This is a genomic window from Archangium gephyra, from assembly GCF_042230915.1.
In the GTDB taxonomy this organism is placed as follows: Bacteria; Myxococcota; Myxococcia; order Myxococcales; family Myxococcaceae; genus Archangium; species Archangium gephyra_B.
In genome coordinates this window covers 4,375,074-4,399,562 of the sequence record NZ_CP102578.1, presented here as the reverse complement: position 1 = coordinate 4,399,562, position 24,489 = coordinate 4,375,074, and the positions used below count along the sequence as shown (strand labels likewise).

At 69.2% G+C, this 24,489-nt stretch carries 23 protein-coding genes; 3 read left to right on the top strand and 20 right to left on the bottom strand.

The genetic code is table 11. The annotated features are described in order from the left end of the window. Positions 1 to 6 precede the first annotated feature (6 nt). Positions 7 to 1,167, bottom strand: coding sequence for an acetyl-CoA carboxylase biotin carboxylase subunit family protein (locus NR798_RS17600; RefSeq protein ID WP_375772638.1), 1,161 nt, complete (start codon positions 1,165 to 1,167; stop codon positions 7 to 9). Between the two features lie 773 nt (positions 1,168 to 1,940). On the opposite strand from NR798_RS17600, the gene NR798_RS17595 reads away from it, so the two are divergent. Further along, the gene (locus NR798_RS17595) at positions 1,941 to 2,372 is read left to right on the top strand and encodes a hypothetical protein (protein WP_375772637.1); all 432 of its coding nucleotides are present in this window, start codon (positions 1,941 to 1,943) and stop codon (positions 2,370 to 2,372) included. A gap of 4 nt (positions 2,373 to 2,376) precedes the next feature. Here the strand turns inward: NR798_RS17595 and NR798_RS17590 are convergent, their stop codons facing one another. The 14 genes from NR798_RS17590 to NR798_RS17525 form a co-directional block, all read right to left on the bottom strand. Next, a complete protein-coding gene (locus NR798_RS17590; RefSeq protein ID WP_375772636.1) occupies positions 2,377 to 2,991 on the bottom strand; it encodes a LysM peptidoglycan-binding domain-containing protein in 615 nt (204 codons plus the stop codon). 225 nt (positions 2,992 to 3,216) lie between these two features. Next, on the bottom strand, positions 3,217 to 4,008 hold the full coding sequence (locus tag NR798_RS17585; RefSeq protein WP_375772635.1) for a hypothetical protein: 792 nt from the start codon (positions 4,006 to 4,008) through the stop codon (positions 3,217 to 3,219). Between the two features lie 16 nt (positions 4,009 to 4,024). Next, entirely contained in the window at positions 4,025 to 5,059 is a 1,035-nt protein-coding gene (locus tag NR798_RS17580) for a chemotaxis response regulator protein-glutamate methylesterase (RefSeq protein WP_375772634.1), read from the bottom strand. Beyond that, complete coding sequence (locus NR798_RS17575) at positions 5,056 to 5,925, bottom strand: CheR family methyltransferase (protein WP_375772633.1); 870 nt, start codon at positions 5,923 to 5,925, stop codon at positions 5,056 to 5,058. Before NR798_RS17575 ends, NR798_RS17580 begins: the two co-directional genes overlap by 4 nt. 25 nt (positions 5,926 to 5,950) lie before the next feature. Then, entirely contained in the window at positions 5,951 to 7,927 is a 1,977-nt protein-coding gene (locus tag NR798_RS17570; protein ID WP_375772632.1) for a HEAT repeat domain-containing protein, read from the bottom strand. After that, on the bottom strand, positions 7,924 to 8,529 hold the full coding sequence (locus NR798_RS17565; protein ID WP_375772631.1) for a chemotaxis protein CheW: 606 nt from the start codon (positions 8,527 to 8,529) through the stop codon (positions 7,924 to 7,926). The genes NR798_RS17570 and NR798_RS17565 overlap by 4 nt, the downstream gene beginning before the upstream one ends. Continuing rightward, positions 8,526 to 9,089 (bottom strand): chemotaxis protein CheW, encoded by a 564-nt coding sequence (locus NR798_RS17560; RefSeq protein WP_375772630.1) that lies wholly within the window; start codon positions 9,087 to 9,089, stop codon positions 8,526 to 8,528. Before NR798_RS17560 ends, NR798_RS17565 begins: the two co-directional genes overlap by 4 nt. Positions 9,090 to 9,123: 34 nt before the next feature. Further along, positions 9,124 to 11,448: a chemotaxis protein CheA gene (locus tag NR798_RS17555; protein ID WP_375772629.1), complete on the bottom strand. Its 2,325-nt coding sequence runs from the start codon at positions 11,446 to 11,448 to the stop codon at positions 9,124 to 9,126. Next, the gene (locus tag NR798_RS17550; protein WP_257461214.1) at positions 11,445 to 11,819 is read right to left on the bottom strand and encodes a response regulator; all 375 of its coding nucleotides are present in this window, start codon (positions 11,817 to 11,819) and stop codon (positions 11,445 to 11,447) included. Before NR798_RS17550 ends, NR798_RS17555 begins: the two co-directional genes overlap by 4 nt. A gap of 50 nt (positions 11,820 to 11,869) precedes the next feature. Then, on the bottom strand, positions 11,870 to 12,361 hold the full coding sequence (locus tag NR798_RS17545) for a M17 family peptidase N-terminal domain-containing protein (protein ID WP_375772628.1): 492 nt from the start codon (positions 12,359 to 12,361) through the stop codon (positions 11,870 to 11,872). Further along, positions 12,358 to 12,777: a transcription antitermination factor NusB gene (gene nusB, locus NR798_RS17540; RefSeq protein ID WP_375772627.1), complete on the bottom strand. Its 420-nt coding sequence runs from the start codon at positions 12,775 to 12,777 to the stop codon at positions 12,358 to 12,360. Before nusB ends, NR798_RS17545 begins: the two co-directional genes overlap by 4 nt. Before the next feature lie 2 nt (positions 12,778 to 12,779). Next, positions 12,780 to 13,277 carry a 6,7-dimethyl-8-ribityllumazine synthase gene (ribE, locus tag NR798_RS17535; RefSeq protein WP_375772626.1) on the bottom strand — a complete coding sequence of 166 codons (498 nt, stop codon included), beginning with the start codon at positions 13,275 to 13,277 and terminating at the stop codon, positions 12,780 to 12,782. A 48-nt stretch (positions 13,278 to 13,325) separates the two neighbouring features. After that, positions 13,326 to 14,549 (bottom strand): 3,4-dihydroxy-2-butanone-4-phosphate synthase, encoded by a 1,224-nt coding sequence (ribB, locus tag NR798_RS17530; protein WP_375772625.1) that lies wholly within the window; start codon positions 14,547 to 14,549, stop codon positions 13,326 to 13,328. After that, entirely contained in the window at positions 14,546 to 15,190 is a 645-nt protein-coding gene (locus NR798_RS17525; protein ID WP_375772624.1) for a riboflavin synthase, read from the bottom strand. The genes ribB and NR798_RS17525 overlap by 4 nt, the downstream gene beginning before the upstream one ends. Positions 15,191 to 15,452: 262 nt before the next feature. Here NR798_RS17525 and NR798_RS17520 point away from each other — a divergent pair, with 262 nt between their 5' ends. Then, positions 15,453 to 16,733 carry a cytochrome P450 gene (locus NR798_RS17520; protein WP_375772623.1) on the top strand — a complete coding sequence of 427 codons (1,281 nt, stop codon included), beginning with the start codon at positions 15,453 to 15,455 and terminating at the stop codon, positions 16,731 to 16,733. A 49-nt stretch (positions 16,734 to 16,782) separates the two neighbouring features. On the opposite strand, the gene NR798_RS17515 is transcribed toward NR798_RS17520, so the two are convergent. The 5 genes from NR798_RS17515 to NR798_RS17495 form a co-directional block, all read right to left on the bottom strand. Then, positions 16,783 to 18,303 (bottom strand): prenyltransferase/squalene oxidase repeat-containing protein, encoded by a 1,521-nt coding sequence (locus NR798_RS17515; protein ID WP_375772622.1) that lies wholly within the window; start codon positions 18,301 to 18,303, stop codon positions 16,783 to 16,785. Positions 18,304 to 18,325: 22 nt separating this feature from the next. Beyond that, entirely contained in the window at positions 18,326 to 19,420 is a 1,095-nt protein-coding gene (locus NR798_RS17510) for a hypothetical protein (RefSeq protein WP_375772621.1), read from the bottom strand. A 33-nt stretch (positions 19,421 to 19,453) separates the two neighbouring features. After that, positions 19,454 to 21,289 (bottom strand): methyl-accepting chemotaxis protein, encoded by a 1,836-nt coding sequence (locus NR798_RS17505; protein WP_375772620.1) that lies wholly within the window; start codon positions 21,287 to 21,289, stop codon positions 19,454 to 19,456. A gap of 479 nt (positions 21,290 to 21,768) precedes the next feature. Continuing rightward, on the bottom strand, positions 21,769 to 22,173 hold the full coding sequence (locus NR798_RS17500; RefSeq protein ID WP_375772619.1) for a PilZ domain-containing protein: 405 nt from the start codon (positions 22,171 to 22,173) through the stop codon (positions 21,769 to 21,771). Between the two features lie 131 nt (positions 22,174 to 22,304). Further along, positions 22,305 to 23,342 carry a Rieske 2Fe-2S domain-containing protein gene (locus tag NR798_RS17495; RefSeq protein WP_375772618.1) on the bottom strand — a complete coding sequence of 346 codons (1,038 nt, stop codon included), beginning with the start codon at positions 23,340 to 23,342 and terminating at the stop codon, positions 22,305 to 22,307. 158 nt (positions 23,343 to 23,500) lie between these two features. Here NR798_RS17495 and NR798_RS17490 point away from each other — a divergent pair, with 158 nt between their 5' ends. Then, positions 23,501 to 24,361: an SDR family oxidoreductase gene (locus tag NR798_RS17490; RefSeq protein ID WP_375772617.1), complete on the top strand. Its 861-nt coding sequence runs from the start codon at positions 23,501 to 23,503 to the stop codon at positions 24,359 to 24,361. Positions 24,362 to 24,489 lie beyond the last annotated feature (128 nt).

Below are 24,489 nucleotides of genomic sequence, written 5' to 3'. Positions count from 1 at the left end.
CGTCGCTCAGGCCGGCGTCTGGATGAAGCGCAGGGCGTCCAGCATCGCCGGCAGCTCCTGGTGACGGGTGAGGTACATCTCCTCGCCCAGGGCACTCTTGTAGACGGCGGGCATCTCGCGGTGCAGCAGCAGCGCCTCGCCGAGCCGGTTCACCACCTCCTGGTGGCCGTAGCGGTAGCGGTGGCTGGAGCGCCGGGCCGCGTGGCACACGTGGTACTTGGGCGCGTAGCGGAAGCTCCGCACGTCCTCCCCCGCCATCATCCGCGCCCAGAGGCGGTACACGTCGATGTCGCACGCGTAGTTCATCATGTCCGGCAGGAAGGCCCCGGGCGGACGCAGGTTGGCCTCCAGCGCGACGTAGCTGCCGTCGGAGAGCCGGAAGAACTCGAGATGGAACCAGCGCTCGCGCAGGCCGAGCACCGCCACCGCCTTGCGCCCCAGCTTGTCCAGCGCGGGGGGAATCTCCTTGTGGCTCCAGATGGCCAGGTCGCGCTGCTCGAGCACCGTCTCCATGATGCCGTCGCTGTACTCGTGGCTGAAGACGAAGACGATATGGCCGTCACGGTCCACCAGCCCGTCGTAGGTGACGATGGTGCCGCGCACGTAGGCCTGGGCCACGTAGCCGGACAAGGACTCACCGAAGGCGGCATCCACCTCGGCGTCCGTGGACACCTTGAAGGTGCGGGCGGCGCCGACTCCCACGTCGGGCTTGAGCACCAGCGGATAGCCCACGCGCCGGGCGAAGGCCTTCACGCCGGCCGCATCCCGGACGGGGATGGCATCCGGATGGGGAACGCCGGCCCCCTTGAAGACGTCATGCATGCCCTGCTTGGAGCGCAGGCGGGCGATGTCCGCGGGCTGCAGGCCCGGCACATGGAAGTCCTCGCGCAGGCGCGCCTCCACCTCGAGCCACGTCTCGTTGAGCGAGTCGATGCGGTCGATGCGGCCGTGGCGCCAGGTGAAGTACCCGGTGGCGCGCAGCAGGGCGTCGTAGTCGTCGAGGCGCGGCGTGAAGAAGTACTCGGTGAGGGCCTCGCGCAGCTCCGGCCGGAGGGCGTCATAGGAGGCATCGCCAATCCCCAGCACGTTGACTCCCAGCGATCGCAGCGCGGTGACGAAGTGGAAGAACTGGGACGGGAAATGCGGGGAGATGAAGACGACGTTCATGGCGGCACTTCCGGCGAGGTGACTGGCGCGCTCCCAACGCCCCGGATGATGACGCAGGGCGCCATGGGAAGTGAAGGGGGATGTCAGGGGCATCCGCACCCCGCGCGAGCCAGCGTCTCCGGTGCACCCGGCCCCGGCTGATAGAGGTACGGGCCTCCCGAGAGGTCGTGGCACAGCGGCTCCGCATCGCCACGAGAAGCACTGCACGGAGGATGCGGAACAAGTCACTTTCCCTCCAGCACCTGGAGTCAGGTCATGCAACAAGCCCATGTCGCCGGTCGCCGCCAACCGTACCGCTCAATGGTGCTCGCAGCAGTACTGGTCCTCCTGGTCTCTGGGTGTGCACACGTTGGCGAGTGCGATCCGACCGACAACACGGTCTCCTGCTGTTTGAAGGAGCACCCCGGAGAGTACGACCGGTGCGCGGCCGTAGCTCCGCCGACCCCGCAGTCACAACCGAACCTGCTGTCACCGGGGAGAACAGAGGCCCGACTTCCGGAGGTAGAAGCCGCGCCGATCCCTGATCTTCCCACTCTCGACGAGAAGGAGAAGTGGAGGGACCTCTGCATGGCTCACTACATGAAGTGCAGAAGCGGTAGACATGATGGCCGGGTCTGGGGTGAGTCGCAGTGCAAGGCGTGTTACGAGGCCTGTATGCGCCACGGGTTCTGGCCATTGCGTGCCAACGAAAAGCCGTGTCCAGGAGCGTGAGCAGGGTGACTTCACGCCAAGAGACAACCCCGACATTCGGTGAGGAGCTCGATCTCCTCTTCATGGAGTTGTTCAAGGCCAAGGCCCCCTATGAAGAGCGGAAGCGCGAGCTCCTGAAACTGGAGAAGCGGTGGATTCAGAAGACGAAGACTCCAGCCCAGCGCCTCGCGGTGCAGCGCATCATCGCTAAGACCATCCTGACCGAGGCATTCGGGTTCGACATGCCGTGGAAGGAGTTCGGGCGGTGGCTTCGCCGCATCCAGCAGCTCGGCTTCCGCGACCTGGGGGGGCGTGTTCACGTCGCCTGCCTCTACGTGCAGTCGCTTCACCTCTTCCCTCGGCAGGCCCGCGAGGCATGGGAGATGCTGAAGGACGCGGAGCAGAGAGCGCTCCGGCTTCGCCGTGATCGCCCCCTGCGTCAGGAACATCTGGAGTCGATCGCTCACGCGAAGAAGGTGGCCCGAGTGCCGTCCCCTCTCCTCCCGGACCGATAGCCTCTCAGTAGCCCACGTAGCCCTGGCCCTGGCGGACCGCCTGGATGCCGGGCACGTTGGACACGGAGCCGTAGCGCTCCACCGCGTAGCGGACGCCCGCGATGATGTTGTCCACCGGGTTGCGGATGTTGTCGTGGCCCGGGAGCTTGTGCGCGTCGAACGTCGGCTGGATGGTCTGCATCAGGCCGATGGACGGGTGGCCATCCTTCGCGTTCTGGTCCCAGAGGTTGATGGCGTTGGGGTTGCCGCTGGACTCGTGATGGATGATGGAGGCGATGTCCTGCGGGTTCATCTTGTCGGCCGGCACGCCCGCGGCGCTCAGGGCCTGCATGGCCTCCTTGATCCAATCACCCACCTGCCCCTGCGGAACGTTGCCCACGGGCGCGCTGGCCTGGGCTCCCTGGGTGGAGGCACCCCCATCGAGGTTGACGCCCTTGGGGCCCGAGGCGGACGGCACGAAGTCGTCCTTGCTGCCCGGGATGTTGAGCTTCGCGCCCGCGTAGATGAGGTTGGCATCCTTGATCTGCGGGTTGGCCTTCATCAGCTCGCCCACGTTGGTGTGGTAGCGCTGCGCGAGCTTGTTCAGCGTGTCCCCGGCCTTGATGCTGTAGTTGCCCATGTGCGGTGCCCTCGAAGTGTTGGAAGCGACGTCGATGCACTGGGCTAGAGCAGGAGTCGTGCCATGCCCCCTGCCCTGCCCTCCGGGCTCGAAACCCCCTGATTCCACTCGTCTCGGCCCCGGCTTCAGCCGCGCCTGATGACGGCCGTCACCACTTCGCGCGGGTTGCCGCTGGTGACAGCGCTCATCCCCTGGTGACTGCTGTCACCACCCAGGAGCCGGACATCATCCAGCCCGCGCGGCGGGCGGGGGCGGCTCGATGGCCGAGCCCCGGCGATGCTCCCTGGGGGCGTCCAGGAACGTGCCGAGCAACACCCAGCGTCTCGCGTCCTCCGCGGCGCCCGGCTTCGCCATCAGCGGCGTCGTGTAGTGCCAGAAGGGCAGCCGGTACACCGTGATGCCTCCCACGGTGTTCACGTTCTGCATCTCCGAGAAGTGCCCGCCCTTCGAGTAGACGAGCCACTGGTGGGCCACCGCCGGCGTGGCGAACGTGAGGTGCATGTCCACGTAGCCGTCGAAGGCCTCGGCGTCCTCGGGGTGATGGTCATTGTGCGGGCCCGCGTAGTCCCCCGGGCCGTAGCACAGCGTCTGAATCCCCCACTTGCGCCGCAGCGCCCGCCCGCTCACCGACGCCGCGAACGCCGCGAAGCTCTCCGAGCGGAGCAGGGCCACCAGCCCCACGTCCTCGGCCGCCCTCCACGAGCGCGAGCGCCGGCTCTCCAGCAGCGCCGTCCTCACCCGCACCGTCTTGGGCAGCAGCTCCGCGTAGTTCTCCGTCATCCCCCAGATGCTCTCCGGGGGAATGGGGTCTTCCATCTGCGTCAGCGTGTCGCGCAGCGCCTTCTCCAGCAGCTCCCGGCACGCCACCGCCTTGCGCGCGTCCAGCACCCCGCCGAGCGCCACGAAGCGCTGTCCCGGCCGCAGCAGCGCGCCACACGCCTCCGGATCCTTCCCCTCCAGGATGCGCCGCCCCTTCGGGGTGAGCAGCTCCGCGAACTCCGTGGGAAACGTCTTCATGGGACTGCCTCTACCGTCACCGGCGCTTGCGCGCCAGATCCACCAGCGCCGGGCCGATCTCCCCCAGCGGCAGCACCCGGCTCACCGCACCGGTGGCCACCGCCTCCTGGGGCATGCCGTAGATGACCGCCGTCTCCTCGGACTCGGCCCACACCTCGCCGCCCGCCTTGCGGATGACCTTGGCGCCCACCGCGCCGTCTGAGCCCATCCCCGTCAGCACCACGCCGATCGTCTTGGAGCCGAACACCTCGGCCAGGCTCATGAAGAGCCGGTCCACCGAGGGCGCGTGCTTGTCCTGCATCGTCGGAGGCGGCGTGCCCAGCACGTACTGCCCGTTCTGCCGGTACACCACCAGTTGCCTGCCGCCGGGCGCGATGAAGACGTGGCCCGGGGCCAGCAGATCTCCCTCCTGGGCCTCGCGCACGGTGAAGGGCCCCAGCTTGTCCAGCCGCTCCGCGAAGGCGCGGGTGAACTGCTTGGGCATGTGCTGGCACACCAGCAGGCTCATGGACGGCTCGGGCGCGAGCGACTCCAGCAGCCGCTGCACCGCGGGTGGCCCGCCCGTGGACGCGCCGATTCCCACCACGAACGAGGGCTCCAGCGGCATCACCTTCGGCTTGCGCGCCGCCGGCTTCACTTCCGCCGTGCGCACCAGCCGCGCCGCCTGCACCTTCTCGTGCAGCTCCTTGCGCAGCTTCTCCAGCACGTCCGGGGTGGGCTTGGCCGGCTTGGCGATGAAGTCGAAGGCTCCCAGCTCCAGCGCCTTGAAGACGTCCGTCTTGTGCGCGTAGCTGGAGATGACGATGACGGGCGTGGGCGCCGAGCTCTTCAGCAGCCGCAGGAAGGAGTAGCCGCCCAGCCGCGGCATCTCCAGGTCCAACGTCACCACGTCCGGGTGCAGCGCCAGCACCTGGCGCAGGCCCTCGTTGCCATCACACGCCGTGCCCACCACCTTCACGTCCGGCGAGGACTCGAGCAGCTCCGTCAGCAGCCGCCGGTTGTGCGCCGAGTCATCCACCACCAGGACCTTCACGGGCTCCAGGGCGCTCACGGGCTGCCTCCTGAGCCGGGCTCCGGCTTGCGGTAGACGAGATCGCTTCGCAGGTGCACCAGTTCGAAGTCCGCGCTGAGGTTGATGAGGTTCTCCGAGTGCCCCAGCAGCAGGTAACCGCCGGGCACCAGCTTGTCGTAGATGAGGCGCAACACCCGCTGCCGAGCGGGCGTGTCGAAGTAGATCATCACGTTGCGGCAGAAGACGACGTCCGGCCGGGTGACGTGAAGGGCCGAGTCCGGATCCTGCAGGTTGTGGTGCCCGAAGGAGACCCAGGCGCGGATGTCGTCGCGCACGCGCACCCGGTTGGGTCCCACGTGGACGAAGTAGCGGGCGACCTTGTCCGGCGGCGTGGCGCGCAGGGCGGAGGGCCCGTACTCGCCCTGGCGCGCGGCGGCCAGCACCCGGCGGGAGATGTCCGTGCCGTGCACCTCCACGTCCCAGCCCTCGAAGCGCCCGCTGTCCTTGAGGAGCATGGCCACGGTGTAGGCCTCCTCCCCGGACGAGCACCCCGCGGACCAGACGCGCAGCCGCTTCGTGCGCGCGTTGCGGCGCTCCAGTTGGGGCAGCACCTCCTCGGAGAAGGCCTTGAGCTGGCGCGGCTCGCGGAAGAAGTACGTCTCGTGCGTGGTGAGGGCCTCGATGGCCGTCTCCAGCTCGGTGCGGCGCTGCGCGTCGAAGCGCAGGTAGCGGTAGTAGGCGCTGAAGTCCGTCAGGCCCAGCGCCTCCAGCCGGGGCCACAGCCGCCGCTGCATGACGTACTTCATGTCGTCACGCACGAGGATGCCGCAATGGCCGTAGACGAAGTCCCGCAACAGGCGGAACTCCTCCGCGGTCATCTCCGGCCTGCCTGTGTCGAAAGGCATCACCCCCGGGAACCTCCGCGGCTTCTCAGCGTCCAGACAGCCGTTCCACCGCGTCAACCAGCGCGCGGCGGGCCAGTGAATCCATCTCGGCCGCCAGGGCGGCACGTGTCGCCGGCAGGCACTCGGGCCCACCACAGTCTCCCAGCACCCGCGCCGCCGCGGCCCGGACGTCCCAGCTCGCGTGGCCCAGCAGTCCCACCGCCAGCGACACCCCCTCGGCCGAGGCCGCGCCCGCCTGCAGCGCCGCCTTCACCACTTCATGGTCTCCATGGGACACCGCCTGCCGGAGCACCTCGTCGCGCAGGGCCCCCAGCCGCGCCAGCGCCTGCAGCGCCCGGTAGGCGATGGCCCCGTCCGGGTGCGGCACCAGGGCCTCCAGGTCCACCGCCCGCTCCACGGCCCCGCACTCCCCCACCGCCTCCAGGGCGGCGAGCCGCACCTCGAGGGTCTCGTCGGCCAGGGCCTGCTTCAGCAGCCCCGCCATCGCGCCATCCCCCACCTGGCCCAGCACCCGCACCGCCGCGGTGCGCACCCGCGGGGACTCGTCCGTCAGCGACTGGCGCGCCAGCTCCAGGCCGCCCGCCGGGTCCACCGCGGCCAGCACCTCCACGGCGGTAGCCCGCAGCGCCACGGAGGCCTCGCGCGCCGTGCGCCGCACCAGGGGCAGCATGGCCGTACCGCCCACCCGCACCAGCGCGCTGAGCACCACCGGCTCCGCGCCGCGCTCCAGCGCCGACTCCAGCGCCTGCACCACCTGCCGCGGGAAGTTGGCGGCCAGCGTCACCAGCGCGCGCGCCGCCGGCCCGGCCAGCTCCGGGTGCGAGAGCAGCTGCGCCAGGGGCTCCACCGCCTCCAGCGAGCTCGTCCGCCCCAGCGCCTGCACCGCCACCGCCTTCAGGTCCACCTCGCCCCAGTCGAGCATCTGCACCAGCTCGGGGACGAAGGTGGCGTCCACCAGCTCCACCAGCACGTGCCCCGCCGCCTCGCGCGCCGGGAAGGAAAGCCGGTCCATGCTCGCCAGCAGCTCGCGCCCCGTCTCCGGGCCGAAGTACGCCAGCGTGCGCATCACCTCCGGCATCAGCCGCTCTTCCTGCGCCACCTCCGCCACCAGGGGCGCCAGCTGCGGCTCGCGCAGGGCCGCCGCCGCGACGAGCGCTCCGGCCTTCAGCTCGATGTCATCCGCCTCCAGCGCGCTGGCCACCCAGCCCACCGCCTGCGGCAACCGCTTGAGCGCCAGCCGCACCGCCGCTTCCATCTCGGGCCGCAGCGAGGGCTCGGCCAGGCCCGCCTGGGTGCCCAGCGCCACGAGCGCCGCCTCGCGGGTGGAGCGCGACTCCGCGCCCAGCCCCCGGCACACCAGCTCCGTGGCCGCCACCTGCGGAATGAGGCCCAGCACCCGGTAGGCACTGCGCTTGAGCGTCGGGTTTCCCAGCAGCCGCACCACCTCGGGCAGGGGCGGCGGGTGACGCAGGGCCGCGAGCGACTCCAGCGCGCTCAGCTGCAGCAGCGGCTCGGGATCATAGAGGATGCGCTCCAGCGCGCGGGCCGCGACCTTGCCGCCCACCCGGCCCAGGGCCTCCGCCGCGGCCACGCGGACGTTGAGGTCCAGGTCCTCCAGCATCGCCTGCACCAGCGCGTCCTCGGCCTCCGGCAGCCCCAGCTGGCCGAGGATGTCCGCGGCGAACTTGCGCTGATCCGGATCCACGTGCCCGAGCAGCCGCACCAGGGGCCCTACCGCCTCCTGGCCCATGCCCGCCAGGGACTCGGCCGCCGCGTTGCGCGCGCCCGTCTCGTCACGCTCGCCGAGCACGGAGATGAGGCGCTCCACCACCTTCTCGCGCTCGGGCACCCGGGTGAGGCCGTCGGCCGCCGCACGGCGCACCCGCCAGCTCTCGTCGTGGAGCCCCGCCACGAGCGTCTCCCGCGCGCCCACGGCGGACACGTCCAGCTCCAGCAGGGCCCGGTAACGCGTCTCCTCGGCGTTCCGCCCCTCCTCGCTCATCCGTTCATCCTCCGGCCCTCGCGCACCATCTCCGACAGCAGCAGCGCCTTCAAATCCAGCAGCAGCTTGAGCCGCTCCTGTCCCCGCGTCTCCGGGGCGCGCCGCTCCAGCCCGCGCCGCTCCGGCTCGCGCTTCTCCTGCTCCCGCTTCTCCGGCTCGCCGTACACGCCCACGACGAAGGGCGCCGGGCCCACCGCGCCAATGGCCGGGGCGGGTTTGATCTCACTGCGCCGCAGCCGCACCACCTCGGACACCCGGTCCACGGTGAAGGCCACGCGCCGGCGGCCCAGCCAGCACACCAGCAGCCGCGTCTTGGGAGTGTCCACCGGGGCCTCCACGCCGAGCAGCCGCTTGCGCAGATCCACCACGGGGATGATGGAGCCACGCAGGCGGATGACGCCCTCGATGAAGGGCGGCGCGCCCCGGATGGGGGTGAGGCGCTGGGGCTGGAGGATCTCCTCCACCCGCATGATGTCCACCGCGTACTCCTCGGGCCCGACGAAGAAGGCGCACAGCTGGACGAGCGGATCCCTCTCGGCCGCGGCGGCCTCGTCGGCCTGGGACTGCGTGAGCTGGGTGAGGACGTTGAAGCGCTGTCTCATGCGAGGGCCTGCCAGATGTCGAGCAGGATGAAGAGCTGCTGTTTGCGCCGCCCGAGCCCCACCACGCAGTCACGCTCGCCGCCACCCACGCCGGGAGGGGCCAGCTCCAGCATCGAGGGCCGGAGCCGCACCACTTCGGAGACCGAGTCCACCCAGATGCCCGCCAGTCCGTCCGCCGTCTGCACCACGATGATGCGCGCGCCGCGCGGGGGCTCCGTCGCGTCCGGGCCCGCCACCAGCGGCGCCTTGTCCGCCAGCCGCAGCTTCACCTTGATGTCGTAGACGGGCAACACTTCGCCCCGGAGGTACATCACCCCGAGCAGGTTGGAGGCGGCGCGGGGCACCTCGGTGAGCGGAGGCACCTTCACGATCTCCCGGACGCCGTGGATGGGCACCGCGTAGTGCTCCCCTTCCAGCCGGAAGGCCAGGTACTCCTCGGGGATCTCCTCGGGAACGGGCTCGACCGTCTCATCGGTGCCGGCCACCAGCTCCTGGATGGGGCCGACGTCCTCATCCGGACGGTAGAAGAAGCTGTCGAGCAGGACGGACAGGGAAGGCACGGAGTGGAGGATAGCAGCCTCACGGCCGGAGGCATCACGCGCGGCGTCGTTCCAGGCTCATCCCCTCTTCGAGCAGGGCACCGACGTCCAGCACCAGGACGGTGCGCCGGTTGGCCAGGTCCGCGGCGCCGGAGATCCCTCGCACGCCCTGCAGGCGGCCACCCAGCGACTTGACGACGATGTCCTGCTGGCCCTGCAGCTCGTCCACGGCGATGCCCAGCCGCTCCTGGGCCAGGCCGGCGACCACGACGAAGTGCCGGTCGTTCTGGCGCTCGGGGTGGCCGAACTGCCGGGCCAGGCGCATCAGGGGCAGCGTGGTGCCCCGGACGTCCAGCACCTCGCGCCGCTCCACGGTGCGGATCTCCGAGGGCTTCACGGACAGGATTTCCAGCACGCTGTTGAGCGGCACCGCGTAGGTGCGCCCGCTCACGCCCACCACCAGGGCGCGGATGATGGCCAGGGTGACGGGCAGCGTGAGGTGGAAGGCGGTGCCCTGCCCGCGCTCGCTCCACACGTCGATGATGCCGGACAGGTTGCCGATGTTGTTCTTCACCACGTCCAGGCCCACGCCGCGGCCGGACAGCTCGGACACGCTGCGGGCGGTGGAGAAGCCCGGCAGGAAGATGAGGTTGAGCAGCTCGCGCCGGCTCATCTCGCGCGCCTGGGCCTCGGTGATGAGGTTCTTGCGCAGGGCCATGTCGCGCACGCCCAGCTCGTCGATGCCCGCGCCATCGTCGCTCACCTCGATGAGGACGTGGTTGCCCTTCTGCTCGGCCCGCAGCGACACGCGCGCCCGCCGCGGCTTGCCCGCCGCCATCCGCGCCTCCGGCGACTCCGCGCCGTGGTCGATGGCGTTGCGGATGATGTGCATCAGGGGGTCGCTCAGCTCCTCGACGATGAGCTTGTCCAGCTCCACGTCGCCGCCGCCGATGACGAAGTCGATCTCCTTGCCCGCGTCCCGGGCGATGCGGCGCACCAGCCGGGCCAGCCGGTCGAACACCTGGCCCACGGGCACCATGCGCGCCTCGAGCAGGCCCTGCTGGAGCGCGTCCAGCTTGCGCTCCAATTGCCGCGTCTCGCGCGACAGCTCCTGCCCCCACAGCTTGTTGGAGAGCATCACCGAGCCCTCCTGCTGGCGCGCGGTCTCCACCATGCGCTGCAGGTTGGCCTTGATGAGCAGCAGCTCGCCCACGGTGTTCATCAGCGCGTCCAGGCGGCTGATGTCCACGCGCACCGTCTGGGTGAGCGAGCGCGCCGACTCGTTCTCCATCCGCGGGCCGCGCGGGGACGCCGGCTCATCCGTCAGCGTGCGCACCGGAGGCCCGGCCAGCTCGATGCGCGGGGGCGAGGACTCCACCATCCGCATCGTCTCCAGCACCTCCTGCGTGAGCTCCTCCGGGCTGGCCTCCTCGACGGCGCGCAGCAACGGGGCCGTGTCCGTGCGCTCCGCCCCGCGCGTGGAGGGAGTCTCCGCGCCACCGCCCTTGGGGGCGCGCTTCTTGCGCGGCTTCTTGGGAGCGGCGGGCGCCTCGATGGAGGACGCGGGCTCCCGGAACACCTGGGCCACCGGCTGCGCCACGGAGGCGGGAGCCTGGGCACCACTGGCCGCGGGGCGCACCTTCAGCGCGAAGAGCTGCGCGGGCGTGCCCTGGAGCTTCGCCGCCAGCTCCGTCTCCGGCACCTTGGCGCCGAAGATGAGATCGAACGCGATGCCGGACATGCCCCCCGGCTCCGACGAGGGCAGCGTGCTGACGACCTCGCCCAGCGGCTTGAGGCGCGAGTTGAGCTCGGCCAGTCCCGTGTCGAAGTCGGACAGATCGAACGCGGCGCGCACGCGGTAGAGGGCCACGCCGCGGCGCACGTTCTCGCGCAGGCGGTGCTCCTCGTACTCGGTGAAGACGGCGCGCACCTGCGCGTCCAGCTCCAGCCGATCCAGCGGATCCTCGTCGATGGCGGCCGCCGTGACGCCCAGGTTCGCCAGCCGCGTGCCCAGCTCCGTCACCCGTCCGCTCAGCCCGTCCGAGGACACCTCGCGCGAGGCCTCGGCCAGCAGCGCCTGGAGCACGTCCAGCGCCTCGATGAGCGAGTCCAGCACCTGGTCGTCCAGGGACAGCTTGCCCAGCCGCAGCCGGTCCAGCAGATCCTCGGCCTGGTGGGCCAGCTTCGAGATGCGCTCCTGCCCGAAGAGCGCCGACAGGCCCTTGAGCGAGTGCGCCGCCCGGAAGATGCCGTTGATGAGATCCGGGTCCGGATCCGTGCCGCGCTGTTGATCCAGCACGAGCAGATCCTTGCCCAGCGCCTCGAGGATCTCGGTCCCCTCGGCAACGAACTCCGCGAGTGCTTTTCCGGCCTGGTTCACGCGAGCTTCAGGTAGCGGCGCACGAGCCCTTCCAGGCTCTGTGGCGAGAAGGGCTTGACGAGGTACTCCGCCGCGCCGAGTGCCAGGCCGCGGTCGCGATCCTTCTCGCGGCCCTCGGTGGTGACGATGAACAGCGGCGTGTCGCGGTAGTTGGGGTTCTTCTTGACGAAGTTGATGAGCTCCAACCCGTTGATGTCCGGCATGTTGATGTCGGTGATGATGAGATCGAACCGGTGCCGGGGCAGGAGCTTGAGGGCCTCGAAGCCGCTGCTGGTGACGATGGCCTCCAGACCGGAGATGGACTCCACCGTCGCGGCGATCAGCTCGCGCGATGCCTTGGAGTCCTCCACGATCAGGATCTTGAACTTCATGGGTTGGAACCGGCCCTCCATCGTAGCAGAACGGAGGGCGGCGGCGAGCGTCAGCCCTTGCGTCCCGGCAGACGGCGCGCCAGTTCCTTGTCCGCCAGCACGGCGACCTTCCGGCCACCCTTGAAAGCCGGGACAAACTTGTCATTCAGGGAAGAGGCTTGAGTGGCCTCGTCCAGCGTGCCGGAACCCGGGATTTCCAGGGCCACGGCCTCCACCTTCGCCCGGGCGAGCACCTGGGCGGCATTGGCGAGCGCCTCGCCCAGCGAGGCGGCATCCAGGCCCTTCCTGCGCCCCAGGCCGATGACGAAGATGCGGGGCACGGGGAAGCGGCCGTCGGTGGGCAGCAGGAGGGAGTCGCCACGCGCGCCCACGAAGAAGCCGGACTGGAGCACGCGCGACAGGGCGCCGCACAGCCGCCAGTCCACGTACCCGGCCGAGCCCGGCAGGGGCCGGTCGTCCTCGCCGACGAAGAGGCAGAGCGCGTCCACCCCCTCCAGCGAGTCCAGGCCCTGCAGGTTGGCGTCGTAGGCGGCGACGTTCACTGCTTCCCCAGCGCCGCGGCCACGCGGTCCAGCAGTCCGTTGACGAAGGCGCTGGACTCCTCGGTGCCGAAGTTCTTGCCCAGCTCCACCGCCTCGTTGAGCGACACCTTCTTGGGGATGTCCGGGCGGTACTTCAGCTCGAAGACGCCCAGGCGCAGCACGTTGCGGTCGATGCGGGACATCCGGTCCAGCCGCCAGTTGTGGCTGTGCTGCTCGATGAGCCGGTCGATCTCCGCCCGGTTCCCCATGACGCCGTCGACCAGCTCGCGGGCGAACTTCACCGCCTCGGCCTCCTTGTGGGCCTCCTCGGTGGCGGCCCAGGCGGACTCGAGGGCCTCGTGGACGGAGCCGGGCGTCATCTCCAGTTGATAGAGCGCCTGCAGCGCGCGCTCCCGAGCGGTTCTCCGAGCGCCCATGGCTAACCCCTCTTCCCGTCGGTGGCCAGGGTGGTGGCCAGCTTCGCGTGGAGGTTGACCATCTCGATGCAGGCCATGGCGGCCTCGGCGCCCTTGTTGCCGGCCTTCACGCCGGCCCGGTCGATGGCCTGCTCCACCGTGTCGCACGTGAGCACGCCGAAGGTGACGGACGCCTGCGCGTTGAAGGCCACGTTGCCAATGCCCTTGGCACACTCGCCCGCCACGTAGTCGAAGTGCGGGGTGCCACCGCGGATGACGGCGCCCAGGGTGATGATGCCCACGTAGGCGCGCGCATCGGCCACGCGCCGGGTCAGCGCCGGCAGCTCATAGGTACCGGGGCAGCGGAAGACGTCGATGTCGCCGTCGGCCACGCCATGGCGCACCAGCGTGTCCACCGCGCCCTTCACCAGCTCCTCGGTGATGAATGCGTTGAAGCGGGCCACGCAGATGGCGAAACGGCCCTTGGGAGGAAGAAAGTCACCTTCGATGTAGCGAGGCATGTGCGGCCCCTCTCTACACCAGCCACCCGGCTGGCGTCCCTACAGAGTTTAGGCCTTGCGGCGGCGGGGAGGACGGCGAGCAGCCACCCGCCGCACCGGCTCGGCGGACAGGGTGAGCGGAATCTGCTCCACCACCTCCAGCGAGTAGCTCTCCAACCCCACGATCTTCTTGGGGTTGTTGGTGAGCAACCGCAGCCGGGACAGCCCCAGGTCCTTGAGGATTTGAGCCCCCACGCCGAACTCGCGCAGGCGCGTCTGGTCGTTGTTGCCCGGCACGGCCTCCTCGTTGGAGACGTGGGTGCACTGCAGGCGGTTCTTCGGGGGCACGTCGCGCTGGAGGAAGACGACCACGCCGCGCCCCGCCTCCTGAATGCGCTGGAAGGCCTGCTCGAGCTGGCTGCCGCAGTCGCACCCGGCACTGCCCAGCAGGTCTCCCACGAGGCACGCCCGGTGGACGCGGGTGAGCACCGGCTCGCGGCCGGAGATGTCGCCCTTGACGAGCGCCACGTGCACCGCGCTGTCCACGTCGCTGCCGTAGGTATAGGCCTGGAAGGAGCCCTGCCCCCGGCGCTCCAGCGTCGTCTGGGCGATGCGCTTGACGAGCCGCTCGCGCTCCAGCCGATAGCGGATGATGTCGGCCACGGACAGCAGCACCATCTTGTGCTTCCGGGCGAACTTCACCAGGTCCGGCCGGCGGGCCATGGTCCCATCCGGGTTCATGATCTCGCAGATGACGCCAGCGGGCGACAGGCCGGCCAGGCGCGCCAGGTCCACGCTGCCCTCGGTCTGGCCGGTGCGCACGAGCACCCCGCCATCGCGGGCGCGCAGCGGGAAGACGTGGCCGGGGCGGGCCAGATCGCTGGGCTTCGCGTTGGGAGCCACCGCGACCTTGATGGTGTGGGCGCGGTCCGCGGCGGAGATGCCGGTGGAGACGCCCTGGGCGGCCTCGATGGAGACGGTGAAGGCCGTCTGGAAGGACGAGGTGTTGTCCTGCACCATGAGGGGCAGGTTGAGCCGGCGGATGCGCTCCTCGACGAGCGACAGGCAGATGAGCCCGCGCCCGTGGGTGGCCATGAAGTTGATGGCCTCCGGCGTCACCTTCTCCGCCGCCATGACGAGGTCTCCCTCGTTCTCGCGGTCCTCGTCATCCGTGAGGATGACCATGCGCCCCTTGCGGATCTCCGCGAGCGCCTGCTCCACCAGGGAGATGCTGTCCGACTCGTGCTGCCTGCTGCCGCGCGCCATTGCTTCCTGGCCTTTCCTTCGAATCATCCGCCGAAACCGGCCGCCTTGATGACCGCCTCGGAGAGCCCGCCACCCGGGCCCTGGCGCAGCGACACCAGCCGCGCCACGTACTTGCCGATCATGTCCCCCTCCAGGTTCACCCGCTCCCCCACGGCCTTGGCCCGGAGCGTGGTGCGCTCCTGCGTCTCGGGGATGAGCTGCACGCTGAAGCGGTCCACCCCCACCGTGTTCACGGTGAGGCTGATGCCGTCGATGGTCACCGAGCCCTTCTCGATGAAGAAGGGCGCCAGCGCCTCGGGGAGCCGGAAGACCATCACCCACGAGCCCCCCTCGGGCCGCGTCTCCAGCACCTCGCTGACGGCGTCCACATGGCCGCTGACGAGGTGGCCGCCCAGCCGGTCGCCCAGCGCGAGCGCCCGCTCGAGGTTGACGCGCGAGCCCGGAGCTACTGCGCCCAGCGTGGTGCGCCGGAGCGTCTCCGGAGCCGCCTGCACGCGGAACGAGTCCCCGCCGCGCTCCACCACGGTCAGGCAGGCGCCATCCACGGCGATCGACTCGCCGAGCGCGAAGTCCTTCGCGCCCAGCGCCGTGCGGATCCACACGTCCGTCATGCCGCCGGGGATGACGCGCTCCACCACACCGATGTCCTGGATGAGTCCGGTGAACATTTCGGGCTGGCTTATAACGGATTCGGGCCCGCGGTTCCTCCGCTTCCCCACTGGCCCTCCCCTACCGGGCAGGCAGCCTCACCGGCCCCATCACGCCCATTGTCAGCACCAGCGCTTCGGGAGGTTGGCGGTCTACCTGTCGAGTGTTCCCGGGCTCCCACGCCTTGTGTCGCAGCCACCCATGTGGAGCATCTGGCACGGGGGCCCGTTTCCGCCGATCACTCCTCGACACGTCAGTTGACTGAGACTACGGTCCGGACACATGACAGGATCGGGCACCTCCGAGACGACACCCGCAGAGAAGGACACGGCGAGCGCGGGGCGGGACCGCAACCCCGTCAGCCCCGAGAACCTCCTGAACCCGTATCCCTTCTACAAGGAGCTACGGGACAACGATCCGGTGCATTGGTCGGACACCCTGCATGCCTGGATCCTCACGCGCTACGACGACGTGATGAACTTCTTCCGCGACTCGCGGATGAGCGCCGACCGGGTCGCCGTCTTCGAGCACCAGGTCAAGGCCCTGGGTCCGGACATCCTCAAGGAGTTCATCGAGATCGTCCGCAGGCAGATGGTCATGAAGGATGGCCGGGATCACATCCGGATGCGCCGGCAGGCCAACCCGAACTTCACGCCCCAGGCGCTCGACAACTGGCGGCCGGCCATCCGCAACACCATGAGGACGCTGGTGGACCGGGTGCATCACCAGGGCCAGATGAACCTGGCGACGGAGATCTCCTACGAGTTTCCCCCGCGCGTCATCGCCGAGCTCTTCGGGCTGCCGCCGGAGGAGCATGATCAACTGCTGGCCTGGGCGGCCCCCATCGCCCAGCTCGGAAGTCTGGCCATGGGCGGGGATCCAGTGGACGTGGCCCGCCGGGCCAACAAGGCCATCGTGGAGTTCGCCCAGTTCCTGACCGGGATGGCCGAGAAGCACCTCCAGGCGCCGGGCCATGACCTGATCAGCCGGATGCTGGAGGGCCAGCGCCAGGATCCCAAGGGTGGGACCATGGAGGAGCTGGTGGCCAACGCCATCCTCATGCTGATCGCCGGCCATACGACCACCACGGACCAGCTCAGCAACCTCGTCGAGGATCTGCTGACGCACCCCGAGCAGTTGCAGATGGTGCGCAACAACCCGAGCCTTCTGCCGGCGGCCGTGGAGGAGTCCTTGCGCTACCACCCGGCGGTGCCCTTCCACTACCGGATCGCCGCCGATGACATCCCCATCCGCGGCCGCAACATCCGCAAGGGGGACATGGTCTTCTTCGGGATCGCCGCCGCCAACCGGGATCCGCAGAACTTCACCGACCCGGACCGCTTCGACATCACCCGCGACTCGATGATGCAGAAGCACGTGGCCTTCTCCTTCGGACCCCACCACTGCCTGGGCGCGGGTCTGGCCCGGCGCGAGCTGGAGATCGGGCTCGAGGTGCTCCTGCAGCGGATGCCCGGACTGAGACTGGACGAGGAGCGGCCGCCGCAAATCAAGGCCGAGAGCCTCGTCTTCCGAGGCTTCCATTCCCTGCACGTCCGGTGGTGACGTGACGGGCCGCACGGGCCCCGGTCCAGGCCGGGGCCTCGTGTGAAGCTCAGCCCTCCCCGAGCGCCAACGCCAGCATCGCGCTGAGCTCGAAGGCGCGGTCCATGCGGAAGGGGCAGTACAGCGCCTTGCCGATCCACATGGGCTCCTCGCTCGGGGCCAAGGGCTGGTAGGTGCGCTGCAGGTAGCCGTTGGCCCGCGCCAGGGCGCTCCGGATGGCTTCCTGCTCGACCCCCTTGCCGCGCAGCGCGTGGAGCGCGAGCACCGCGAAGGCCGTCTCCACCCGGGTGGTGTGATCGCTCGCACCCCAGCCACCATCCTCCTTCTGATGGCTCAGGAGGGTCTTGATGGAGGTGCGCATCTTCTCCGCATCGGGGATGGCCAACATGACGTGGGTCGTCGTGTAGAGCCAGGACGTCTGCCACTTGTCGATGAGCCAGCGGCCGTCCGAGGACTGCAGCTTCAGCATCTCGCTGACCCAGTGGGACGTGTCCTCACCGGCGATGTTCAGCGCCATCGCCGCATGGGCGGTGGTGGTCAGCGAGGGATGGGTCTCCTGGGGATAGGTGTAGAAGTGCTCCCCGCGCGCGAACTGCTTGACGACCGCCATGTCCACGGGCCGGTTCGTGGCCTCGAGGAGCGCGGCGGTGACGGCGGTGCAGTCCCCATCCGGCATGAAGTACTTCGTGAAGCCGAGGCCGCGCGGGGTGAGCGCCGCGCCGAGCATGTCCAGGTGCGGCTTCACCACGTCCGCCAGCAGCGGATGCTTCAGCAGGCCGGCACACAGCAGCGCGAACAGGCCCCACTGCTGCTCCATGAAGTCGATACGCCACGTCGCGGGCACCACGCCGGGCAGACGGGCATCGGTTCCCGCCTCGGCGTTCTTCAGGTACTGCCGCGCCTTGGCGACCTGCTCCTTCAGCTCGGGACGGTCCTTGGCCGTATGAATCCAGACGGCGGTGGCCGCGGGGCACGGGCCCACTCCTCCATCGGGATCCATCAACGCCACCTCCGGCTCCGTGCCCCAGCCATCGAACGTGAGGGCCGGCGGAGTGCCGAAGTGCAGCGGCATCACCTGCTTCAACTGGCTGAGCTTCTTGCGGCGCCGCTTCCCGTCCTCGATGACGGCGGCGTACTGGTCCACCGGGACGTCCAGGCCCAGGGCCACGGCGTCTTCCAGCAGGCGCGGCAGGTTCATCTCCACGCCCACGAGCAGGTCCTCGGGCAGCACGGTCCAATAGGGACGCTGCTGCCGGATGAACTCCAACCCGCGCTCCACGGCCTTGCGGGTCCGCTCGTCCTTGCCACGCACGTGCAGGGCGAGCACGGCGGCGAGCGTCGGCATGTCGCGCGCGCGCAGCACCTTCGGGTTGTCCCAGCCCCCATCGGCGTGCTGCTGCCGCAGCAGCCACTCCACCGCCGCCTCGGTCCCCTCCTCGGGAGGAGCCAGGCGCACCACCATGGCGGTGTCGTAGACGGAGCCGTTCGCCAGACCGCCATCCTTGCCCAGATCGGCGATCAGGCCACGCAGGTCAGCCAGGATGATTTCCGCGGCACGCGACAGTCCCATCTGTTCCGCCGTCAAGTTCAGCTCAGGAGCGAGGTGTGCGCGCATCGATGTCATTCCATCCTGTTTCGTTGAGGGGGTGGTGGTAGTCGTGGTGGGCGTAATAGTCACAGACGAACGCCGTGAGGTTCGTGGCGTAGTGCTCGGGCCTCGAGTTGCCAGCGGACGCGGGAGCCGCGACCGCGGCCCCCTCCCCCTCCACGAAGTCCTTGGGGAGCCGGTCCAGCCACCGCTTCGCCCGGCTGGAGACACGCTCCGGAAGCTCCGCTCCCGCCTGGGGAGGCATGCCGAGCGCGAGCCACGCCTTCAGCGTCAGACGGGCCTCCTCCAGGGCCTCCGCCTCCTCGAGCTTCTCCTCCTGGAGGATGTCGTGCTGGAGGATGCGGATGGCGTTGAGCTTCCCCTCGGACAGCTCCCGCTCGTAGGTCCGGAGGTCATTGGCGAGGCGGATCTTCAGGGCGGCCCGCCGCCCCTGCACCAAAAGCTGCGGCAGGCGTGACGGCGGCTCGGCGGCGCGCATCGCCGCGAGCATGCACATGTAGACGGGCAGGACCCCCACGCTGTGCAGGGACTCGTCGAAGTACCTGGAGAGCGAAGGCAGCGGCCGCGCCACGTTCCACTCGTGCTCGAAGCGCATGCCCCGCAGCGAGGACTCGAGCGAGCCGGCCAGGCTCTCGCGAAGGGAGGTGGGGAAGCTCCCCTCGGGCAACTGCTCGAGCTGCCGGCGGATGTCCCACAAGGCCGTGAGCAGGGGCTTGTCGGCGCCGGGCTCCGAGCCGCTCCGGAGCAGGGAGGGACCCTGCTCGAGCGTGGCCCACACCTCACGGGACTGCTCGGCCGTGAGGGCCCCCTCATCGAGCAGATCGTCCACGGCGAAGAGCCACATGGACAGGCAGGCGCCGGGCATCAGCTCGCGCACGCCGAGGAAGGGAGCCGCGGCGACGAGCGTCAGGCTGAGCTGAGGCACCCGGACGGCCCGCATGAGCTGGGGATGGCGCGCGGCCCACTCCCCCAGCGGGCCCTCCAGCTCACTCTTGCGTGCGAAGACGCGGGCAAGCACCTCCTCGGGCAGACTGGAGAGGAACTTGCTCCGAGGGGTGCTCGCTTTCTGGGAGGACATGGGGCCCCGGGGGAGAGGGGAATACCGGCGGATTCAGACGGACGGCGTCGCGTTCCCGGAGATGCCGGGCGAGGTCGCGCGGGTGGCGTCACCCGTCGACATGGCGGCCACCTTGTCCGTCACGTTGCGCACCAGCTCCAGGGCCTCATCCGAGGTGCGCAGCTGCACCATCGTCTGATCCATGAGCCGCGACAGGTCATTCACCGCCTGGAAGATCTGGGTGATGCCCGTGTTCTGCTGCGTCACCGCCGCGGTGATCTGCCGCACGGAGGCCGCGTTCTCGCGCACGATGCCCGACAGGTCCCGGATGTTGTTGCCGAACTCGCGCACCTGCACGAGGCTGCTCTCCACCTTCTCCGCGCCCTTCTCCGACATGCTCACGGTGGAGCGGATGGCCGAGCTGATGTCCTGGAGGATGGAGCGGACGTTGTTGGTGGCGCGGATGGACTGATCCGCCAGCGTGCGGATCTCGCGCGCCACCACGCCGAACCCCTTGCCGTGCTCACCCGAACGCACGGCCTCGATGGCGGCGTTGAGGGCCAGCATGTTGGACTGGTCGGCCAGGTCCTTCACCGTGGTGGTGATGCTGGCGATCTGCCGCGTGCGCTGATCCAGGCTGCGGATCTGCCGGGCCATCTCCTTCACCTGCTCGGCGATCTCCTGCAGGCCGTTGAGGCTGTGCTGGATGGCGGCCTCGCCCGCGCGGCTGATCTCGTCGGCCTTCTCCGTCTGCTGCAGGATGCCCTCGGCCTTCTGGGCGGTGAGGGCGGAGGTCTGCTTGATCTCCTGGGCGGTGACCTGCGTCTCCTGGAGGGCGGTGGCCTGATGGGTCAGCGCCTCGGTCTGCTTGTTGGTGGACGACCCCAGCTGCTCGGCGGAACGCCGCAGCGCATGGGCGGACTCACCCAGCGACACGGAGAAGGCCTTGAGCCGGCCGAACGCCTTGGCGGTGGCCGCGGCCAGATCGCCCACCTCGTCGGTGGACACCCACTCGGGCAGCTTGGGATCACCCGAGGCCAGGGCCTCCACGGTGATCTGCACGCTCCGGGCGCCCTCGGACTGGTACTTGGAGAGCTGCCACGCGGCGACCGCCGCGCTCACCAGCAGGTAGGTTCCCAGCAGGGAGATGGGCAGCAGCGAGTCCTTGCTCATCTTCGCCACGGTGCCGTCGAGCAGGGCCAGGAACTGCTCGCCGCTCAACTGGCCCGTCACCTGCCCACGCATGTGCATGTAGTTGTTGTAGCCCTCGCGCACGAGCACGGTCGACACCGTGGCCAGCGCGCTGGCCACGAAGATGCCGAAGGCGTACGGCAGGTACCAGCGCTGGCGGATCCAGAAGAAGCCGGAGCCCTGGGGAATGGCCTCGGGGTTGCGGTGGAACTCCTCGAGGGCGTAGGGGCGGATGATGCGCTCCCAGCTCGGCCGGACCTGGAGCATCAGCAGCGCGACCAGCAGGCCGTTGACGCCCAGCGACCAGGGAATCACCCACAGGCTCTTGTTGAAGTGGATCGCCGGCACGGCCGTCACGGTCAGGATGGACAGCGACGACAAGAGGAAGGTCACCACCTCGAGCTGCCGCGGCAGCACCATGATCCGCTCCAGCCGGGCACTGGCGTGCTCGCCCTGGTTCTCGGCGAACGCCTTGCGCACCAGATGGCCGTAGACCAGCTGATTGAGCACACCCGAGATGATGGCGAACGTCACGGGCACCACGAACTTCACGGTCCACATGCCCTCATCCCGGTTGAGCCCGGTGATGAGCCCGATCAGGTACACCATGGCCGGGACGACGACGAAGGCGGTCGAGTTGGGGGCGTTGATCAGCTGCTTGATCAACTTCTTGAATTCAGCCTGCTCAAGAGAGGGCATGGCAATCAGGCTCCATCGGTGACGTCAGACGACGGCGTCACTGAACGGTCATGGGCGGGACGAGCGGAAGGAGGAGGGACAAAACGGAGGAGAGCGGCCATCCGGTGGGCCGAGGCGGCTCGCGGGGAGCAGGAGCCGAAGCTGAGATCGCGACCTGGCATGTGCGGTCAGATGGAAGAGTCTAGTGGGAGCGCCAACCCACTTGGAAGGGTTCGGGGTGGCCGTCTCGCAAGATTCAAGATTTCTACTCCGTCCTACGGAAAGTTCCGTGTGGACTCTAGCAGTGCACTTGTTTCAGGAAAAGAAGCCGCCAGATCGGGGCAATCCCGTCCCCACGAGCGGCTTGCCGCTCTCCGCGACGCATAACTTTCCACTGAAGGTGCACCCGAGCGGGCTCTAGCGCTTGGAGGGCATCCGTGCGAGCACGGGCACCTTGCGAGGTTTCGAGCCACGTGCTTCGCGCCTGCGCCCCACCGGACCTACTCCTTGGGCGCGGTGATGGCCTTGTGGATGCTCACGCGCACGTCCACCGGGATCGCCTCGAACAGGACCCCGAAGCCGTATTCGCCTTCGGGCGAAGCACCGGCGGTGCGCCACATGACCAGCGCCGTGGCCTGCACGTGTTTGAACTCCGCGAAGCTGAACGAGAGGCCCAAACGCGACAGGAGGGCCGGCTGCATCCGCGAGCTCAGGCGGGCACCATTCACCGAGAGGTCCAAGATGCGGGCCTCGTAGAACTCACCGGCGCCATCCGTGGGGAAGGTCACCCGCTCGATCTGGTCGTCCTTGGGGTCGGCTTGAAGGACCGAGCGCGGCGCGTCATCCGTGACGCTGAACTCCACCTCGAGGTTGACCGCGATCCGCTGTGAGCGACGACGTTCCATGAAATTTTCCCGGGAGCCCTGGCGCGAGGAGCCCCGTCATCAGTGCACCTCGACCCAGACCCGTCAATAGCGGTGAAACGCACCGGCGCCCCGCTCCGGCAGACCCGGGCGGGGCTGGCGTGTGCCCGGGCTCAGGTGCCCGTCTGGCGGAGCGGGCCGGCGTCCGTCGCGGGCGCCTCGGCCTCCGCGGCTTCTCCGGCGACAGCGATGGCGCCCTCGATGTGGGCCAGCCAGTAGCGGCGGTACTCCTGCTGGAGACGATCCTCGGCCACCAGCACCCGGCGCCGCGAGGGATTCATCTTCTTCCACACCGGGAGGTAGTCGTCCGTGGCGCCATTGAAGAGCCGCAGGGCGGCGTAACGCCGCACCAGCCCGTCCAACGGACGCAGCGGCAGGGGGAGCTTCGGGGTGGCCACGATGAGGTGGAAGAGGGTGAGCTTGGGTCCGTGCGGCAGGGGCGCGGCGATGAAGCGCACCTCGAGCTTCCCATTCATGTACAGCGAACCAAAGATGGTGGCCGCGCCCGCGTAATCGATGGTGGTGCGCAGCTGCGTCCCATCGTGGAGCGTCTGATCGAGGTGGAAGGCCAGCCGGTGTGGCTCGCGCACGAACACCTCCACGTTGTAACTCGCGAAGTCCACCTTGTGGATGTAGCGGAAGTGCTCCGGGTCCGCGCCGTTCTCCACGGTGTTGAGCGCGTGCGTCTCGAAGAGCTGCGACTTGTGCACGACGCCCCACGAGGGATCCCTCATCTCCGGCACGTCCGGTAGCCCGTGGGAGGGCTTCTCCCCGTGGTACACCCAGATCCACCCCAGGTGCTCGATCACGGGGACGGTGGGGATGCGCGCCGTGGGCGGGATGCGCGCCCCCTCCTTGAGATAGGGAATGGTCGCACAGTCGCCGGAGGTGGAGAACTCCCACGCGTGGAACGGGCAGACGATCCGCTCGCCCTGCACCTTGCCGCAAGCCAGCGAAGCGCCCATGTGCGGGCAATAGCGATCCATGGCACCGAGCTCGCCGCTCTTCGTGCGGAAGATCACCAGGGTGCGCCCACAGATATCCAACTCCTGGATTCCTCCACGAGGAAGCTGCCGGGCCGGTGTAACGGCATACCAGGAGGCAGGATAGATATCCGTCGCGAGCTCATTGAGACGAAGGGTACGTGCCATGAATGAAATGCCCTTTGTGAGGAGAGGCACCTGAGAAATCGCATACGGGGCGGCGAAATGTCTACTTGACCGCCCGTGTCAGGATTGGCTCCCCCAGGATGGGCGTGGGCCTCCGGGTGGACTATAAACGCCCCCCAACGCTGGAGGGCCATACTGCGATGACGCCGGGAACCATGGAAGGGAAGATCTGTTTCATCACCGGAGCCACCTCGGGCATCGGATTGGAGTCGGCCCGGGCGCTCGCGCGCCAGGGGGCCACGGTGGTGCTGTCGGGACGTGACAAGGGCCGCGGAGAGGCCGCGCTCGCCGAGGTGCGCCGTACCGTCCCGGACGCGAAGTTGGATCTGCTGCTCGCGGATCTCACCTCGATGGCCTCGGTCCGCCAACTGGTCAGCGACTTCCAGGCCAGGTACTCGCGGCTGGACGTGCTGCTCAACAACGCGGGCCTCATCCTCGACCGGCGCAAGGTGACGGCGGATGGCTTCGAGGCCACCTTCGCCACCAACCACCTCGCGCACTTCCTGCTGACGAACCTGCTGCTGGACATGCTCAAGTCCAGTGGCGCGGCGCGCGTGGTGAACGTCGCCTCCGAGGGCCACCGCTTCGTCTCGCTCGACTTCCTCGACGATCCGCAGGCCGAGCGGGGCAGCTACAGCGGCACCCAGGTCTACAGCAGCTCGAAGCTGGCCAACATCCTCTTCTCGCGCGCCCTGGCGAAGCGGCTGACGGGCACGAAGGTGACCAGCAACAGCCTGCACCCGGGAGTGGTACGCACCGGTTTCGGCCACAACTCCGAGGGCTTCTTCAAGCACCTGGTGAAGCTGGCCTCGCCCTTCATGCTCTCGGCCGAGGGGGGCGCCCGCACCTCGGTGTACCTGGCCTCCGCGCCCGAGGTGGAGGGCGTGACGGCGAAGTACTTCGCCAAGTGCAAGGTCGCCCGCGAGTCCAAGGCGGCCCAGGATGACGCCGCCGCGGAGAAGCTGTGGCGCATGAGCGCCGAGCTGGTCGGAGTGGGCTGAGCCCACCGGGAAGGGCGGCTCGACCCGTCACGTGAGCTGCCCTCCTCCGCTCGCTCCCTCGCCTGCTCGCCGTGCCGCGTACGTGGCTGGTCCGCCCCCATCCGATCTATCGTCATGGGGCGTCATCG